Genomic DNA, 15,071 nt, shown 5'->3' with positions numbered 1-15,071 from the left:
CGGAATCACTCATTCCGCACCGTCTGACCTGCGCACCTTCCCCTCCATCCGCACCCCCCGACAACCTCGCCCCGCCGTCCCCTCCGGTCACACAATTTGTCGGGCCTGTGGACAAACTCCCGGCCACGTTGCGTCATGGGACGGTGAAGGCTGCTAACTCCCGGGGCACGGCCCCCGGTACCCCGCCCCGTACGCGGATCCTCATCGTCGGCGGCGGCTACGTAGGCATGTACACGGCACTCCGGCTCCAGCGAAAGCTGAGAGCCGACGAGGCCGAGGTCACGGTGGTCACTCCCGAGCCGTACATGACGTACCAGCCCTTCCTCCCCGAAGCGGCTGCCGGCTCCATTTCCCCGCGCCACGTCGTGGTCCCGCTCCGCCGCGTCCTGCCGAAATGCCGCATCGTCATCGGCGAGGCCCGGCACATCGACCACGCCGCCCGGACCGCGACCGTCACCACCCTCGCCACCGACGAGGAGGGCGGCGGCCCCGTGGAGATCGAGTACGACGAACTGGTCCTCGCCCCCGGCTCCGTCTCCCGCACGCTCCCCATTCCGGGACTCGCCGAATACGCCATCGGATTCAAGACCGTGGAAGAGGCCATCGGCCTGCGCAATCACGTCATCGAACAGATGGACATCGCCTCCTCCACCCGCGATCCCGCCCTGCGCGACGCCGCCCTCACCTTCGTCTTCGTCGGCGGCGGCTACGCGGGCGTCGAGGCACTCGGCGAGCTGGAGGACATGGCCCGCTACGCCGCCCGCTACTACCACAACGTCAAGCCCGAGGACATGAAGTGGGTGCTGGTCGAGGCCAGCGACCGGATCCTCCCCGAGGTCGGCCCCGAGATGGGCACGTACACGATCCGCGAACTGCGCCGCCGCGGCATCGACCTGCGCCTGGAGACCCGGCTCGACTCCTGCGAGAACCGGATCGCCGTCCTCAGTGACGGCGCCCGCTTCCCCACGCGCACCGTCGTATGGACCGCCGGCGTCAAACCGCACCCGATCCTCGCCGCCAGCGACCTGCCCAAGACCGACCGCGGCCGCATCGCCTGCACTTCCTTCCTCACCGTCGAAGGAGTCGAGCACGCCTGGGCAGCCGGAGACGCCGCCTCCGTCCCCGACATCACCGCCCCCGAGAAGGGCGTCGCCTGCGCCCCCAACGCGCAGCACGCCGTCCGTCAGGCCAAGGTCCTCGCGGACAACCTCGTCTCGTCCCTGCGCGGCGGACTCCTCACCGAGTACGCCCACAAGTACGCGGGATCCGTGGCCTCCCTCGGACTCCACAAGGGCGTCGCCCACATCTACGGCCGCAAGCTCAAGGGCTACCCGGCCTGGCTCATGCACCGCGCCTACCACCTCAGCCGCGTCCCGACCCTGAACCGCAAGACGCGCGTGCTCGCCGAGTGGACGCTCTCCGGCCTCTTCAAGCGTGAGATCGTCTCGCTGGGATCCCTCGAACACCCCAGAGCAGAATTCGAACTCGCGGCGGGCGGAGGCCCCAAGGACCCTCCGAAGAAGAGCGAAGGCTGATGCTGTCAGTCCCGTCGGCCACACTGGACGTGTGACCATAGGTGGGCTCACACCTGCACAGAGTGACATCAGCGTGACATCCGAGTGCCACCCGATTGCCACCGAGTGACACAGCGACCACGAGCGACACCACGAGGCTTGAACGCAGTGAACTTCACGCGCTGGAGCGCCCGGTTCCCCGGAACGCAGCGCCGCGCCGCCGCCCGGTCCGAACACGCCGCCGCCCAGGCCAAACGGGGCGAGGGCTCGGTCCCGGCCGCCCGCGGCGCCGCCGGCCATTCCGCGACCGGCCCGGACGGCTGCCCCGCCGACCACACGGTCCGCGGCACCGGTTCCGTCCCCGGCGCCGGCTGCGCACCGGCCGCCGCCGACGGTACGGCGACCCCCGCACCCTCCCTCGACGAGCTGTCCGTACGCGACGTCCTCGACCGCCTCCCGGCACTCGTCGCCCTCGTGCACGGCCCCGAGCACCGCGTCGCCTACGTCAACGACGCCTACACCGCGGGCTTCGGAGCCCGCGCCCCCGGCGCGCCCGCGCACCTGGCCCTCCCCGAGCTCGGCGACCTCGGTCTGCTCCCGCTCCTCGACCAGGTCCAGCGCAGCGGCAAGCCCCGTACGGCCAAGAACCGCACCGCACCCGGCGGCACCAGCTCGTACACGGTCACCTGCACCCCGATCGAGTTCCCCAAGACCAAGGCCGACGCCGACGGGTCCCACGCCCACGCCGGCGTCGGCGCCGCCTTCGGATCCGGATCCGCCACCGGATCCGAAGGCGAAGCGGAAGCCCACACCGGCACCGGCGTCCTGATCCACCTCGCCGACGTCACCGACCACGCCGAGGCCGTCGAACGGCTGCGCGCCAGCGAGCGCCGCCAGCGCGAGGCCGCCGTCACCCTCCAGCGCTCCCTCCTCCCCCAGGAACTCGAACAGCCCGACGACCTGCGCGTCGCCGCCACCTACCAGCCCGGCGGCACCGAAGCAGCCGTCGGCGGCGACTGGTACGACGTCATCACCCTCGGCGCCGGCCGCACGGCCCTCGTCATCGGTGACGTCATGGGCCGCGGTGTCCGCGCCGCCGCCGTCATGGGCCAGCTCCGCACCGCCGTCCGCGCGTACGCCCGCCTCGACCTGCCGCCCCACGAGGTCCTGCAGCTCCTCGACGGCCTCGCGGCCGAGATCGACGCCAGCCAGATCGCCACCTGCGTCTATGCCGTCCACGACCCCAACGAGGGCCTCCTCGCGTACGCCTCCGCAGGCCACCTCCCGATCCTCGTCCGCGACGAGGACGGCACCGTCCGCCGCGCCGCCGACCCCACCGGCCCGCCGCTCGGCACCGGCGGCTGGCTGCACACCTCGGGCACCATCGCCCTGGGCCCCGGCTCCACCGCCGTCCTCTATACCGACGGCCTGGTCGAGCGCCGTGGCGAGGACATCGACGAAGGCGTCGCCGCCCTGGAACGCGCCCTCTCCGGCGCCCAGGGCACTCCCGCCGTCATCTGCGACCGCCTGATGCGCGCCCTCGGCGTCGACGCAGACCACGACGACGACGTCGCCGTGATGGTCCTCCAGCAGCCCGCCCGCACCGGCGCCGACGCCGAGCTCTTCCACAACGCCGCCCTGGAACTCCTCGGCGGCATCGAGGCGGCCCCGCGCGCCCGCGCCTTCGCCCAGGGCGTCCTCGCCTCCTGGCGCTTCCCGGTGGAGCTGTGCGACCTCGGAGTCCTGGCCGCGAGCGAACTCGTCGCGAACTCCCTCCAGCACGGCACCCCGCCCATGCGCCTGCGCCTGCGCCGCACCGACCGCCGGCTGATCATCGAAGTCACCGACGGGGACGACCACCTCCCGCGCCGCCGCCGGGCCGAACCGGCCGACGAGACCGGCCGCGGTATCTCCATCGTCGCCACCATCGCCTCGGCCTGGGGCTCCCGCCGCACCCCCGGCGGCGGCAAGGCCGTCTGGTGCGAGTTCGCCCTCCCCGACAAGGCCCCGTAACCGCACACGAAGAAGGCCCCGGTCCACCCGACCGGGGCCTTCTCTCTTACCTGCTCACTCTTACCTGCTCACTTCTTCCTACGCGGGCACGCGCTCGGCGGCCTTCACCCGCTTCACCACGACGGTGCTCCCGGCCAGCGAGGGATTGTCCTGCACCGGCGTGAGCTGCTTGCCGAGCCGCAGCGCCAGCCCGGCGATGCCGAGCGAGACCAGAACGAAGATCCCGATGTAGAGCATCGGCACGGCCGCGGCCAGCGGCACACCGAGCGGCCCGAGCGCCAGGGCCATCTGCTTGACCAGCGCGAAGGCCGAGTTGTACTGGCCCACGGAACCCTCCGGGGCCAGATCGGCCACCAGCGGCGCCAGCGTCGGCGACAGCATGGCCTCGCCGATACCGAAGAGGGCGTACGTGGTCACGAACGCGGCGGCGGCCATGACCGCGCTGCCGTGCCCCAGCCCGGAGAACGCGGCGATGATCCACGCCACGGTCCAGAGCAGACCGACGAGCGCGATCACGCGGGACCGGCGGTGGTTCTCGACCAGCCGCAGCACGACGAACTGGGCGAGCACGATCGCACCGGTGTTGGCGGCGAGCGCGAAACCGAGCGTGGACGGGGAGATCCCGGCGGCCTCGGTACCGAAGGCGGCCAGCCCCGACTCGAACTGTCCGTAACAGGCGAAGAACAGCACAAAGCCGAGGACGCAGAACTGCACCATCGCCTTGTGCTCCAGCAGCCGCTTCCAGCCGCCGCCCGCCTGGGCCGCGTCCTTGGCCAGCGCGGTGCTGATGGCCGGCACGTGGGGCATCCGCACGGTGGCGATGACCCCGGCGAGCACCAGGAACATCACGGCCTCGATGCTGAAGAGCAGGGTGAAGCTGCCGGGACGGCTCTCGTCGACGATGAGCCCGCCGATCAGACCGCCGATGCCCAGACCCAGGTTCTGCATGAAGAACTGGAGGGCGAAGGCACGGGTCCGGGTGGACGGGGTGGAGCACCGCACGATCATCGTGGCCAGCGCGGGCTGCATGACGGCCTGGCCGGCACCCAGCGCGAGCGCCGAGAGCAGGATCGCGACCACGCCCGTGGAGAGCCCGAGCGACAGTGCGCCGAACGAGGCGACGACGGCCGCACCGATGACGACGGGGACCGGACCGCGCCGGTCGATCACCCGCCCGGTGAAGGGCAGCGCGAGAAGCGCACCGAGGGCGAACGCCATGAACGTTCCCGTCGCCCACATGGGGTCCAGTTCTCGTACCTTCGCCGCGTAGACGTAGAGGAACGGAACCGTGAAGCCGATACCGAACGCGGTCAACGCGTTCCCGGCCTGGATCCTCCGCATCGCAGCGCCCATCACCCTGGTCACTTCTCACCACCTTGATTACTGAAGCTTGAAGACTTCATACCTAAAGTTCGATCCTTAACACTACACACCGAAGGAGTTAGATGCCAACGGGCTTCATGCGATACTTCGGACCATGGGTGACACCCCCGACGGCACTGCGCCCGTCCACGAGCCGAGCCTCGACGAACAGATCGCCGTCTATCAGCGCGAGTTCCAGGACCTCGACCCCCAGGTCGAGAAGGTCGTCTCGGCCCTCAGCCGCCTGAACCGCCGCATGAACGTCGCGTACGGCCGCCAGACCGCGGCCCTGGGCATCAGTAACGCGGAGTGGGAGGTCCTCAAGGCCCTCGTCCTCTCCGGAGCCCCGTACCGGATGGGCCCGAGCGAGCTCGCGAAGCAGCTGGGCCTCACGCCGGCGGCGATGACCCACCGGATCGACCGCATGACGGCGGAAGCACTGGTCACGCGCGAGCGGGACGAGAACAACCGCGTCCGCGTGATCGTGGAGCTCACCGCGGAAGGCCGCAGCAAGTGGCTCGACGCGATGCGCGCGGCGACGGTCTTCGAGGAGGATCTCCTCCAGGACCTCTCCACGGCGGAGCGGGGCGTGCTGGGCGACATGCTCACCCGCCTCCTGGACCGCGTAGAGGACCTCCAGTCCCCGCACTGACCGCCTAGCGGCCCGGCCCTGACGCCCGGGTTGACACGGGCTCCGCGGATCCGTAAGGTTCTTCGAGTTGTCCCTGAGCCGAAAGGTTTCGGAGACAGCGGATCCCGCCGCCTCGTTGCGGCACCCAACTCAGCAAGATCTCCCACTGGGAACGCATTCGGCATGCCCGAATTCATTCCCGAAGGCCGATTATGAATCGCCTGGGAAATCCACTAGAGTTCGGGAGTCGGAAGGGCCCAACAGCCCGGAAGACAAAACCCGCTGACTGGGAGTCAGGCCCGAAAGAGTCTGATAGAGTCGGAAACGCAAGAACAGAACGAAAGCCCGGAGGAAAGCCCGAGAGGGTGAGTACAAAGGAAGCGTCCGTTCCTTGAGAACTCAACAGCGTGCCAAAAATCAACGCCAAAAAGTTGATACCCCGTCCATTTCGGTGGATGAGGTTCCTTTGAAAAAGACCTGTGAGGTCACGGCTTCGGCTACGACACTTGCAGGCAATTACACAGCGAGGATGCAGTGGACGGTCGGTCTTATTCCGACATGACTGTCCCGCTCTAAGTGCGTGTGCACCGGATTACCGGTAAACATTCATGGAGAGTTTGATCCTGGCTCAGGACGAACGCTGGCGGCGTGCTTAACACATGCAAGTCGAACGATGAAGCCCTTCGGGGTGGATTAGTGGCGAACGGGTGAGTAACACGTGGGCAATCTGCCCTTCACTCTGGGACAAGCCCTGGAAACGGGGTCTAATACCGGATAACACTCCTGCCTGCATGGGCGGGGGTTAAAAGCTCCGGCGGTGAAGGATGAGCCCGCGGCCTATCAGCTTGTTGGTGGGGTAATGGCCCACCAAGGCGACGACGGGTAGCCGGCCTGAGAGGGCGACCGGCCACACTGGGACTGAGACACGGCCCAGACTCCTACGGGAGGCAGCAGTGGGGAATATTGCACAATGGGCGAAAGCCTGATGCAGCGACGCCGCGTGAGGGATGACGGCCTTCGGGTTGTAAACCTCTTTCAGCAGGGAAGAAGCGAAAGTGACGGTACCTGCAGAAGAAGCGCCGGCTAACTACGTGCCAGCAGCCGCGGTAATACGTAGGGCGCAAGCGTTGTCCGGAATTATTGGGCGTAAAGAGCTCGTAGGCGGCTTGTCACGTCGGATGTGAAAGCCCGAGGCTTAACCTCGGGTCTGCATTCGATACGGGCTAGCTAGAGTGTGGTAGGGGAGATCGGAATTCCTGGTGTAGCGGTGAAATGCGCAGATATCAGGAGGAACACCGGTGGCGAAGGCGGATCTCTGGGCCATTACTGACGCTGAGGAGCGAAAGCGTGGGGAGCGAACAGGATTAGATACCCTGGTAGTCCACGCCGTAAACGTTGGGAACTAGGTGTTGGCGACATTCCACGTCGTCGGTGCCGCAGCTAACGCATTAAGTTCCCCGCCTGGGGAGTACGGCCGCAAGGCTAAAACTCAAAGGAATTGACGGGGGCCCGCACAAGCAGCGGAGCATGTGGCTTAATTCGACGCAACGCGAAGAACCTTACCAAGGCTTGACATATACCGGAAAGCATTAGAGATAGTGCCCCCCTTGTGGTCGGTATACAGGTGGTGCATGGCTGTCGTCAGCTCGTGTCGTGAGATGTTGGGTTAAGTCCCGCAACGAGCGCAACCCTTGTCCTGTGTTGCCAGCATGCCCTTCGGGGTGATGGGGACTCACAGGAGACCGCCGGGGTCAACTCGGAGGAAGGTGGGGACGACGTCAAGTCATCATGCCCCTTATGTCTTGGGCTGCACACGTGCTACAATGGCCGGTACAATGAGCTGCGATACCGTGAGGTGGAGCGAATCTCAAAAAGCCGGTCTCAGTTCGGATTGGGGTCTGCAACTCGACCCCATGAAGTCGGAGTTGCTAGTAATCGCAGATCAGCATTGCTGCGGTGAATACGTTCCCGGGCCTTGTACACACCGCCCGTCACGTCACGAAAGTCGGTAACACCCGAAGCCGGTGGCCCAACCCGTAAGGGAGGGAGCTGTCGAAGGTGGGACTGGCGATTGGGACGAAGTCGTAACAAGGTAGCCGTACCGGAAGGTGCGGCTGGATCACCTCCTTTCTAAGGAGCACAGTACCGATTGCAGACAAACGTTCTGCACGGTCAGCTCAGGGTGGAACGTTGATTAGTTGGCACCAGATGATCTGATGATTCTCAAGTACTGCTTCGGCGTGGAAAGAGGATTCGGAAGAGGTCTGGTGCTTGGCACGTTGTTGGGTATCTGAGGGTACGGCCGAAAGGCTTTATCTTCGCGATGCCGGCCCCAGTGAACTTCGTCTTAGGATGAGGGTGATGGGTGACTGGTCGTTGCTTGAGAACTACACAGTGGACGCGAGCATCTGTAGGCCAAGTTTTTAAGGGCGCACGGTGGATGCCTTGGCACCAGGAACCGATGAAGGACGTGAGAGGCCGCGATAGGCCCCGGGGAGCTGCCAACTGAGCTTTGATCCGGGGGTGTCCGAATGGGGAAACCCGGCAGTCGTCATGGGCTGTCACCCACTGCTGAACACATAGGCAGTGTGGAGGGAACGCGGGGAAGTGAAACATCTCAGTACCCGCAGGAAGAGAAAACAACCGTGATTCCGGGAGTAGTGGCGAGCGAAACCGGATGAGGCCAAACCGTATGCGTGTGATACCCGGCAGGGGTTGCGCATGCGGGGTTGTGGGAATTCTTTTGATCGGTCTGCCGGCCGGTCGGCGAGTCAGAAACCGTTGATGTAGTCGAAGGACATGCGAAAGGTCCGGCGTAGAGGGTAAGACCCCCGTAGACGAAACATCAGCGGCTTGCTTAAGAATCTCCCAAGTAGCACGGGGCCCGAGAAATCCCGTGTGAATCTGGCGGGACCACCCGCTAAGCCTAAATATTCCCTGGTGACCGATAGCGGATAGTACCGTGAGGGAATGGTGAAAAGTACCGCGGGAGCGGAGTGAAATAGTACCTGAAACCGTGTGCCTACAAGCCGTGGGAGCGTCGCCGTTATTCTTCGGAATAACGGTCGTGACTGCGTGCCTTTTGAAGAATGAGCCTGCGAGTTAGCGGTGTGTAGCGAGGTTAACCCGTGTGGGGAAGCCGTAGCGAAAGCGAGTCCGAATAGGGCGATTGAGTTGCACGCTCTAGACCCGAAGCGGAGTGATCTAGCCATGGGCAGGTTGAAGCGGAGGTAAGACTTCGTGGAGGACCGAACCCACCAGGGTTGAAAACCTGGGGGATGACCTGTGGTTAGGGGTGAAAGGCCAATCAAACTCCGTGATAGCTGGTTCTCCCCGAAATGCATTTAGGTGCAGCGTCACGTGTTTCTTGCCGGAGGTAGAGCACTGGATAGGCGATGGGCCCTACCGGGTTACTGACCTTAGCCAAACTCCGAATGCCGGTAAGTGAGAGCGTGGCAGTGAGACTGTGGGGGATAAGCTCCATGGTCGAGAGGGAAACAGCCCAGAGCATCGACTAAGGCCCCTAAGCGTACGCTAAGTGGGAAAGGATGTGGAGTCGCAGAGACAACCAGGAGGTTGGCTTAGAAGCAGCCACCCTTGAAAGAGTGCGTAATAGCTCACTGGTCAAGTGATTCCGCGCCGACAATGTAGCGGGGCTCAAGCGTACCGCCGAAGTCGTGTCATTGCAGCAATAGGGCCAACGCCCGCTGTGATGGGTAGGGGAGCGTCGTGTGCCGGGTGAAGCAGCAGCGGAAGCTAGTTGTGGACGGTTCACGAGTGAGAATGCAGGCATGAGTAGCGATACACACGTGAGAAACGTGTGCGCCGATTGACTAAGGGTTCCTGGGTCAAGCTGATCTGCCCAGGGTAAGTCGGGACCTAAGGCGAGGCCGACAGGCGTAGTCGATGGACAACCGGTTGATATTCCGGTACCCGCTTTGAAACGCCCAATATCGAATCAGGCGATGCTAAGCCCGTGAAGCCGTTCCGGACCCTTCGGGGAAAGGAAAGTGGTGGAGCCGGCGAACCAGACTTGTAGTAGGTAAGCGATGGGGTGACGCAGGAAGGTAGTCCAGCCCGGGCGGTGGTAGTCCCGGGGTAAGGGTGTAGGCCGAGGGGTAGGCAAATCCGTCCCTCATATAAGGCTGAGACCTGATGCCGAGCCGATTGTGGTGAAGTGGATGATCCTATGCTGTCGAGAAAAGCCTCTAGCGAGTTTCATGGCGGCCCGTACCCTAAACCGACTCAGGTGGTCAGGTAGAGAATACCGAGGCGTTCGGGTGAACTATGGTTAAGGAACTCGGCAAAATGCCCCCGTAACTTCGGGAGAAGGGGGGCCATCACTGGTGATCGGATTTACTCCGTGAGCTGGGGGTGGCCGCAGAGACCAGCGAGAAGCGACTGTTTACTAAAAACACAGGTCCGTGCGAAGCCGTAAGGCGATGTATACGGACTGACGCCTGCCCGGTGCTGGAACGTTAAGGGGACCGGTTAGTCACATTTCGGTGTGGCGAAGCTGAGAACTTAAGCGCCAGTAAACGGCGGTGGTAACTATAACCATCCTAAGGTAGCGAAATTCCTTGTCGGGTAAGTTCCGACCTGCACGAATGGCGTAACGACTTCTCGACTGTCTCAACCATAGGCCCGGTGAAATTGCACTACGAGTAAAGATGCTCGTTTCGCGCAGCAGGACGGAAAGACCCCGGGACCTTTACTATAGTTTGATATTGGTGTTCGGTTCGGCTTGTGTAGGATAGGTGGGAGACTTTGAAGCGGCCACGCCAGTGGTTGTGGAGTCGTCGTTGAAATACCACTCTGGTCGTGCTGGATGTCTAACCTCGGTCCGTGATCCGGATCAGGGACAGTGTCTGATGGGTAGTTTAACTGGGGCGGTTGCCTCCCAAAAAGTAACGGAGGCGCCCAAAGGTTCCCTCAGCCTGGTTGGCAATCAGGTGTTGAGTGTAAGTGCACAAGGGAGCTTGACTGTGAGACCGACGGGTCGAGCAGGGACGAAAGTCGGGACTAGTGATCCGGCGGTGGCTTGTGGAAGCGCCGTCGCTCAACGGATAAAAGGTACCCCGGGGATAACAGGCTGATCTTCCCCAAGAGTCCATATCGACGGGATGGTTTGGCACCTCGATGTCGGCTCGTCGCATCCTGGGGCTGGAGTCGGTCCCAAGGGTTGGGCTGTTCGCCCATTAAAGCGGTACGCGAGCTGGGTTTAGAACGTCGTGAGACAGTTCGGTCCCTATCCGCTGTGCGCGTAGGAATATTGAGAAGGGCTGTCCCTAGTACGAGAGGACCGGGACGGACGAACCTCTGGTGTGCCAGTTGTCCTGCCAAGGGCATGGCTGGTTGGCTACGTTCGGGAGGGATAACCGCTGAAAGCATCTAAGCGGGAAGCCTGCTTCAAGATGAGTATTCCCACCTCCTTGAGAGGGTAAGGCTCCCAGTAGACGACTGGGTTGATAGGCCAGATGTGGAAGCCCGGTAACGGGTGGAGCTGACTGGTACTAATAGGCCGAGGGCTTGTCCTCAGTTGCTCGCGTCCACTGTGTTAGTTCTGAAGTAACGAACTGTGTCATATCCGGTTTGGTTAACTTCATAGTGTTTCGGTGGTCATAGCGTTAGGGAAACGCCCGGTTTACATTCCGAACCCGGAAGCTAAGCCTTTCAGCGCCGATGGTACTGCAGGGGGGACCCTGTGGGAGAGTAGGACGCCGCCGAACAATCATTGTGGGAAAGCCCCGCACCAACCCCTTGGGGTTCGGTGCGGGGCTTTTCTGCGTTTACGGGACGAATTGTTGGCGGTGATCGGGGGGACGGGTGCAGGAGTCCTATCCCTGAGGCCGCCAGACGTAGCGGACGTCCGGCTCGTGCTCCTCATTGCGCAGTCCGTCGGTGCGTTCCACCGCGATGAAGCCGTGCCGCTCGTAGAACCGTTGAGCCGGCCCGTTGACCTGGAACGTCCACAGCCCCAGCCCATCCGGCCGCTGCTGCTTGGCCCGAGCGACGAGCCGGTCGCCCAGGCCCCTTCCCCACCACGACGGATCCAGGTAGAGCTGTTCCAGTTCCCCGCCGTCGAGTACGAGAAGCCCCGCCACGGAGCCGCCGGCAACTGCTATCCAGGTCTCGTACCGCGGTACGACCACCGACGAGAACCAGTCCCGTACGTCGCCGTCGCCGTGCGCAAGATGCACTGTCGGCAGCGCGGCCCTGAAGGAACGCAGCCACGTGCCGGCCATGTCGGCGGCATCAGAGCCCATCGCACGCCGAATCACCGGCTCAGTACTGTTCACAGCCCGGGACTATCGCAGAGGGAGCGGTCCTGCCGCATCCGGATTTGGAGCCGGGGTCTACCTGGACGACAACCAAGTGCCAGGGGTCCGTGGCCTCCTGGCGGATTCAACCCCTCGCGGAATGTCGGCAAGGTTCGAGACCACCCCTGTCGAACGCCCTGGAGCTCCTCCTCATGGATCGGTGCGAGCTGCGGTTGCCCGACGGAGAGTCACTCCAATTCCTTGGCCCCGGGCTGGTCGAGCGAGGTTTGCCGGCCGACTGCAAGCGCATGTTCGTGCGGGACTCGGGTCGGGAGCTGGATGTCCGCGACCTCCCGCCGGGCCGGGCCGCGTTCCTCGGTGCGTTCGAGGACGGCGTCAACACGTACTGGCGGCTGATCGACAGTGGTGAAGTGTGGATGGTCCGCGGCTATGAAGGCGATGGGGGCGAGCGGTAGGGGCTGGTCAACTCTTCGGTTGCTGGCCTGTAGAACGTCCTGGAGGTGTGGGAGGCGTTCGCCTGCTCGGGAAAGAGCGATGCGGACGACGGCTACGAGGTCTACGTCGAAGACGTGATGGAGCGGGCCCGGCAGAGCGATCCGAAGGTGTTCGAGGATGACGAAGCCTGGTGGTCACGTGTTTTCGAGGAAGTCGAGCTCGGCGTCCTGGTCCCGGAAGGGGTATAGCCGAGGATGCGGTGGTCACGGGCGGAGCCACAGTCGGAGCGCCGCGACCGTGACCGTCCCGTGGAAGAGCAGGCCCGCCCGCTTGATGCCCCTACGGATGTCAAGCCGCCAGGACGGAGTTGGCTTGGCGGTTTCCGCCCCGGTTGAGGCGCGGACGCTGGGCTTTCCCAGAGGAGGCTTCGACTGGGCTGACGCCGCAGAGGGCTGCGAACTAGGCCTTGCTGCGGAGGCGTTCGGGGTTGCCACCCGCTGCTGGCAGTAGCGTCGCGGCGGTGTCGGGGCCGACGCCGTAGCAGGCCAGGAGTTGCGGATTGTGCTGCGGGATGACGTCTCTGATCCGCGTGGTGAGATCTTCGATCTCGTTGGTGAGGTGCTGGATCCGTCGGGCCAGCAGTTTGAGCGTGTGGGCGGCGGCGGCGCTTGCCGTTCCGGAGGCGGCCGAGCTGTCGAGCCCGGCGCAAGCGCGTATCAGTTTGGGGTTGCTCAGGCCGGCCAGAGACGCGCGGAGCTCGGGGTGGCGGTCGCCCTGCCGGTGGTCACTGCGCGGGCTGCAGCCTCGGCATAGACGATGTCGCTCTTGCCGCGGCGTCGGCGGGTGGCTCTGTCGGGCTGGTTCACCTCGAAGACGGTGATGCCCTGACCTGCAGATACCGGCTGAGGGCGGCGCCGTTTGAGCCCGTGCACTCCACCCGGCCCGGCTGAGGTGGCCCAGTGTCCGGGCCCAGTCCAGTAACTGTTCGTATCCCTCGGCGGTCGTCGGAAAGCTCCGGCTCTCGACGAAGGCGCCGGCGGCCGTGACCAGGGCGGCAGCGTGGACGTCCTTGTGCGTGTCGACACCCAACACGATGTCGGGGTTGCCTTGGTCCAGCGGGTCGGCCATCACTGGATCTGTCAGGGCGGTCAGGACCGTAACGGCGCCTCTCGCGAAGGCCCCTATCGGGACACGCCCGCCGGTCCTAGCGGCAACGACTACCGCCCCAGACAGTGCCCGACAGGTTGTCGTCCTGCTTCCAGTCCGGGAGTTCGGTCTGGCCGCGCTCGCGTCGGTACGGGACGAGGAGCCCGGTGCCCACTTGCCGTCGTCGATGACTTTGCCGCGTTCCGGCGGCGTCTGGCCGAGACCGAGGGGATCGTCCTCTCCGAGATGTGGGGCTTCGGCGGTCCTCCAGTTCTTCATGCGGGCGTCGGTGTGCTCGACGCGGGCCTGCGCTCGTCGGTGTTCGGCGTTGTCCTGTAAGGGCCGCAGACGCTGGATGACCTGGGAGGCAGGGGTCGGGGAGATCCAGAAGAGCGGGGCGAGCTGCTGTCGGCGTACACATGAACGTGCCCAGTTCTTGACGTGCTGAGGGATGCTGCTGGGAAGCGTGCTGCTGGCCTGTTCGAGGTGGCGGAGGGCGGCTCACCGTGGTCTTGGACCCGCAGCGATGGATGGAGCTTCGACGCTTTCGCGGGCTGTTCGAGTCCGGTGCGATGAGCTTGTCCGAGATCGCGAAGGAGACGGGACTCAACCGCCGCACGGTCGGCAAATACCTGACCGCCCGAGCCCCGATCGCTCCGCCTCGCCGGTCATCGAGCGTGCACGCTCGTGGACGGATGGCGGACGAGGTTGCGCCACTGATCGACGCGATGCTGCGGTCGGAGATCCTGGTCAAAGGGGCCGTGGTCCACGAACGGCTGGGGGCGGAATACGGCTTCACCGGCAACTACCAGCGGGTGAAGCTCTATATGCAGGAGGCCCGGCCCCGAGTCGCGGAAGAACTGGGCATCAGCCCAGGCGAGCTCGCCGGCCTCCACCGCAGGTTCGAAGTGGTCCCCGGAGCACAGGCCCAGGTCGACTGGGGAGACGTGGGCAAGATCCTCGCCCACGTCGGGATCCCGAGGGTCTACTCGTTCCACATGACCTTGTCCTACCCGCGGGACCCATTCTGCTGCTTCACCACCAGCCAGGATCTGGCTACGTCGGCACTGGGCCGCGCATGGGGGGCATCATGGCGGGACCGGCAGTGGGACTGTGGCTCTTCGAGTACCGCATCTTCGAAGAGATACGAGCTGGTCTGATCCCGTGGCTGGAGACGTTCTGCGGACCGGTCGAAACCGAGGCTGACGGAGATTTGGCCTTCCGAGTCCGCGATCCTGCAGAACTCGGCCTACACGTCCTCAATACGGCTGAAGCAGGCATGTTCTTCCTCTCGAAGGACGACTGCATGCCAGCAGACGACGAGGACTACTCCGACTTCTCGCTGCCGCCAGTCCAGGGCCTCATACTCGCCGCCGGCTGTTCGGGGCAGGGGAACCACATTCTGCTCGGTCACCTCGCCCTTGCCTTCGCCCAACGGCTCCACGCGATGATCGACTTCGACGGCGTCCTTGGATTCACCCCTGGCGACCGGGCGGAAGAAGCCGCGGACCTGGCCCGAGCACGGGCGCTGGTGGCATCGCTTCCTGGCACCGTCAGGGAAGTCTCCTACGACACGGGCGGCGGCGACCGCTGGATCCGACATGTCGGCGATCTGCAGTTCCTCAGTGCTTGGCTGCAGCACCCAGACTTCCGCCTCGTCAAATAGGCCCACCCGGGCCACGCCGCACC

Annotated in this window: 9 protein-coding genes, 3 rRNA genes and 2 pseudogenes; 10 read left to right on the top strand and 4 right to left on the bottom strand. The window is 64.5% G+C overall.

The features are described 5' to 3' along the window. Positions 1–143: 143 nt before the first annotated feature. Together OG247_RS20430 and OG247_RS20425 are read left to right on the top strand one after the other, a co-directional pair. Positions 144–1,535: an NAD(P)/FAD-dependent oxidoreductase gene (locus OG247_RS20430; RefSeq protein WP_327253602.1), complete on the top strand. Its 1,392-nt coding sequence runs from the start codon at positions 144–146 to the stop codon at positions 1,533–1,535. A 147-nt stretch (positions 1,536–1,682) separates the two neighbouring features. Continuing rightward, on the top strand, positions 1,683–3,527 hold the full coding sequence (locus OG247_RS20425) for an ATP-binding SpoIIE family protein phosphatase (RefSeq protein WP_327257556.1): 1,845 nt from the start codon (positions 1,683–1,685) through the stop codon (positions 3,525–3,527). 78 nt (positions 3,528–3,605) lie between these two features. Here the strand turns inward: OG247_RS20425 and OG247_RS20420 are convergent, their stop codons facing one another. Then, positions 3,606–4,892 carry an MFS transporter gene (locus OG247_RS20420; RefSeq protein ID WP_327253601.1) on the bottom strand — a complete coding sequence of 429 codons (1,287 nt, stop codon included), beginning with the start codon at positions 4,890–4,892 and terminating at the stop codon, positions 3,606–3,608. Between the two features lie 112 nt (positions 4,893–5,004). Here OG247_RS20420 and OG247_RS20415 point away from each other — a divergent pair, with 112 nt between their 5' ends. The 4 genes from OG247_RS20415 (at position 5,005) to rrf (ending at position 11,249) form a co-directional block, all read left to right on the top strand. Further along, on the top strand, positions 5,005–5,541 hold the full coding sequence (locus tag OG247_RS20415) for a MarR family winged helix-turn-helix transcriptional regulator (protein ID WP_327253600.1): 537 nt from the start codon (positions 5,005–5,007) through the stop codon (positions 5,539–5,541). Between the two features lie 584 nt (positions 5,542–6,125). Then, a 16S ribosomal RNA gene (locus OG247_RS20410) occupies positions 6,126–7,650 on the top strand. Between the two features lie 283 nt (positions 7,651–7,933). Beyond that, a 23S ribosomal RNA gene (locus OG247_RS20405) occupies positions 7,934–11,057 on the top strand. Between the two features lie 74 nt (positions 11,058–11,131). Then, positions 11,132–11,249 (top strand): 5S ribosomal RNA (gene rrf / locus OG247_RS20400). Together the 16S, 23S and 5S rRNA genes form the textbook arrangement of a ribosomal RNA operon. 108 nt (positions 11,250–11,357) lie before the next feature. Here rrf and OG247_RS20395 read toward each other — a convergent pair. After that, entirely contained in the window at positions 11,358–11,786 is a 429-nt protein-coding gene (locus OG247_RS20395) for a GNAT family N-acetyltransferase (protein WP_327253599.1), read from the bottom strand. 308 nt (positions 11,787–12,094) lie between these two features. On the opposite strand from OG247_RS20395, the gene OG247_RS20390 reads away from it, so the two are divergent. Together OG247_RS20390 and OG247_RS20385 are read left to right on the top strand one after the other, a co-directional pair. Then, a complete protein-coding gene (locus tag OG247_RS20390) occupies positions 12,095–12,256 on the top strand; it encodes a hypothetical protein (RefSeq protein ID WP_327253598.1) in 162 nt (53 codons plus the stop codon). A gap of 45 nt (positions 12,257–12,301) precedes the next feature. Then, on the top strand, positions 12,302–12,484 hold the full coding sequence (locus tag OG247_RS20385; protein WP_327253597.1) for a hypothetical protein: 183 nt from the start codon (positions 12,302–12,304) through the stop codon (positions 12,482–12,484). A gap of 109 nt (positions 12,485–12,593) precedes the next feature. Here the strand turns inward: OG247_RS20385 and OG247_RS44850 are convergent. Continuing rightward, a pseudogene (locus OG247_RS44850) lies at positions 12,594–12,755 on the bottom strand (transposase); the annotation flags it as partial. 718 nt (positions 12,756–13,473) lie between these two features. Continuing rightward, a pseudogene (locus OG247_RS20370) lies at positions 13,474–13,554 on the bottom strand (IS5/IS1182 family transposase); the annotation flags it as partial. Between the two features lie 334 nt (positions 13,555–13,888). On the opposite strand from OG247_RS20370, the gene OG247_RS20365 reads away from it, so the two are divergent. Then, positions 13,889–14,542, top strand: a complete 654-nt coding sequence (locus OG247_RS20365; protein ID WP_442813353.1) for a hypothetical protein — start codon at positions 13,889–13,891, stop codon at positions 14,540–14,542. After that, the gene (locus tag OG247_RS20360; RefSeq protein WP_327253595.1) at positions 14,488–15,048 is read left to right on the top strand and encodes a DUF6368 family protein; all 561 of its coding nucleotides are present in this window, start codon (positions 14,488–14,490) and stop codon (positions 15,046–15,048) included. The genes OG247_RS20365 and OG247_RS20360 overlap by 55 nt, the downstream gene beginning before the upstream one ends. The last annotated feature ends 23 nt before the right edge of the window (positions 15,049–15,071 follow it).

The organism is Streptomyces sp. NBC_01244 (assembly GCF_035987325.1).
GTDB lineage: Bacteria > Actinomycetota > Actinomycetes > Streptomycetales > Streptomycetaceae > Streptomyces.
The sequence above is the reverse complement of the archived record's forward strand: the minus strand, read 5'-3'. Positions and strand labels throughout refer to the sequence as shown.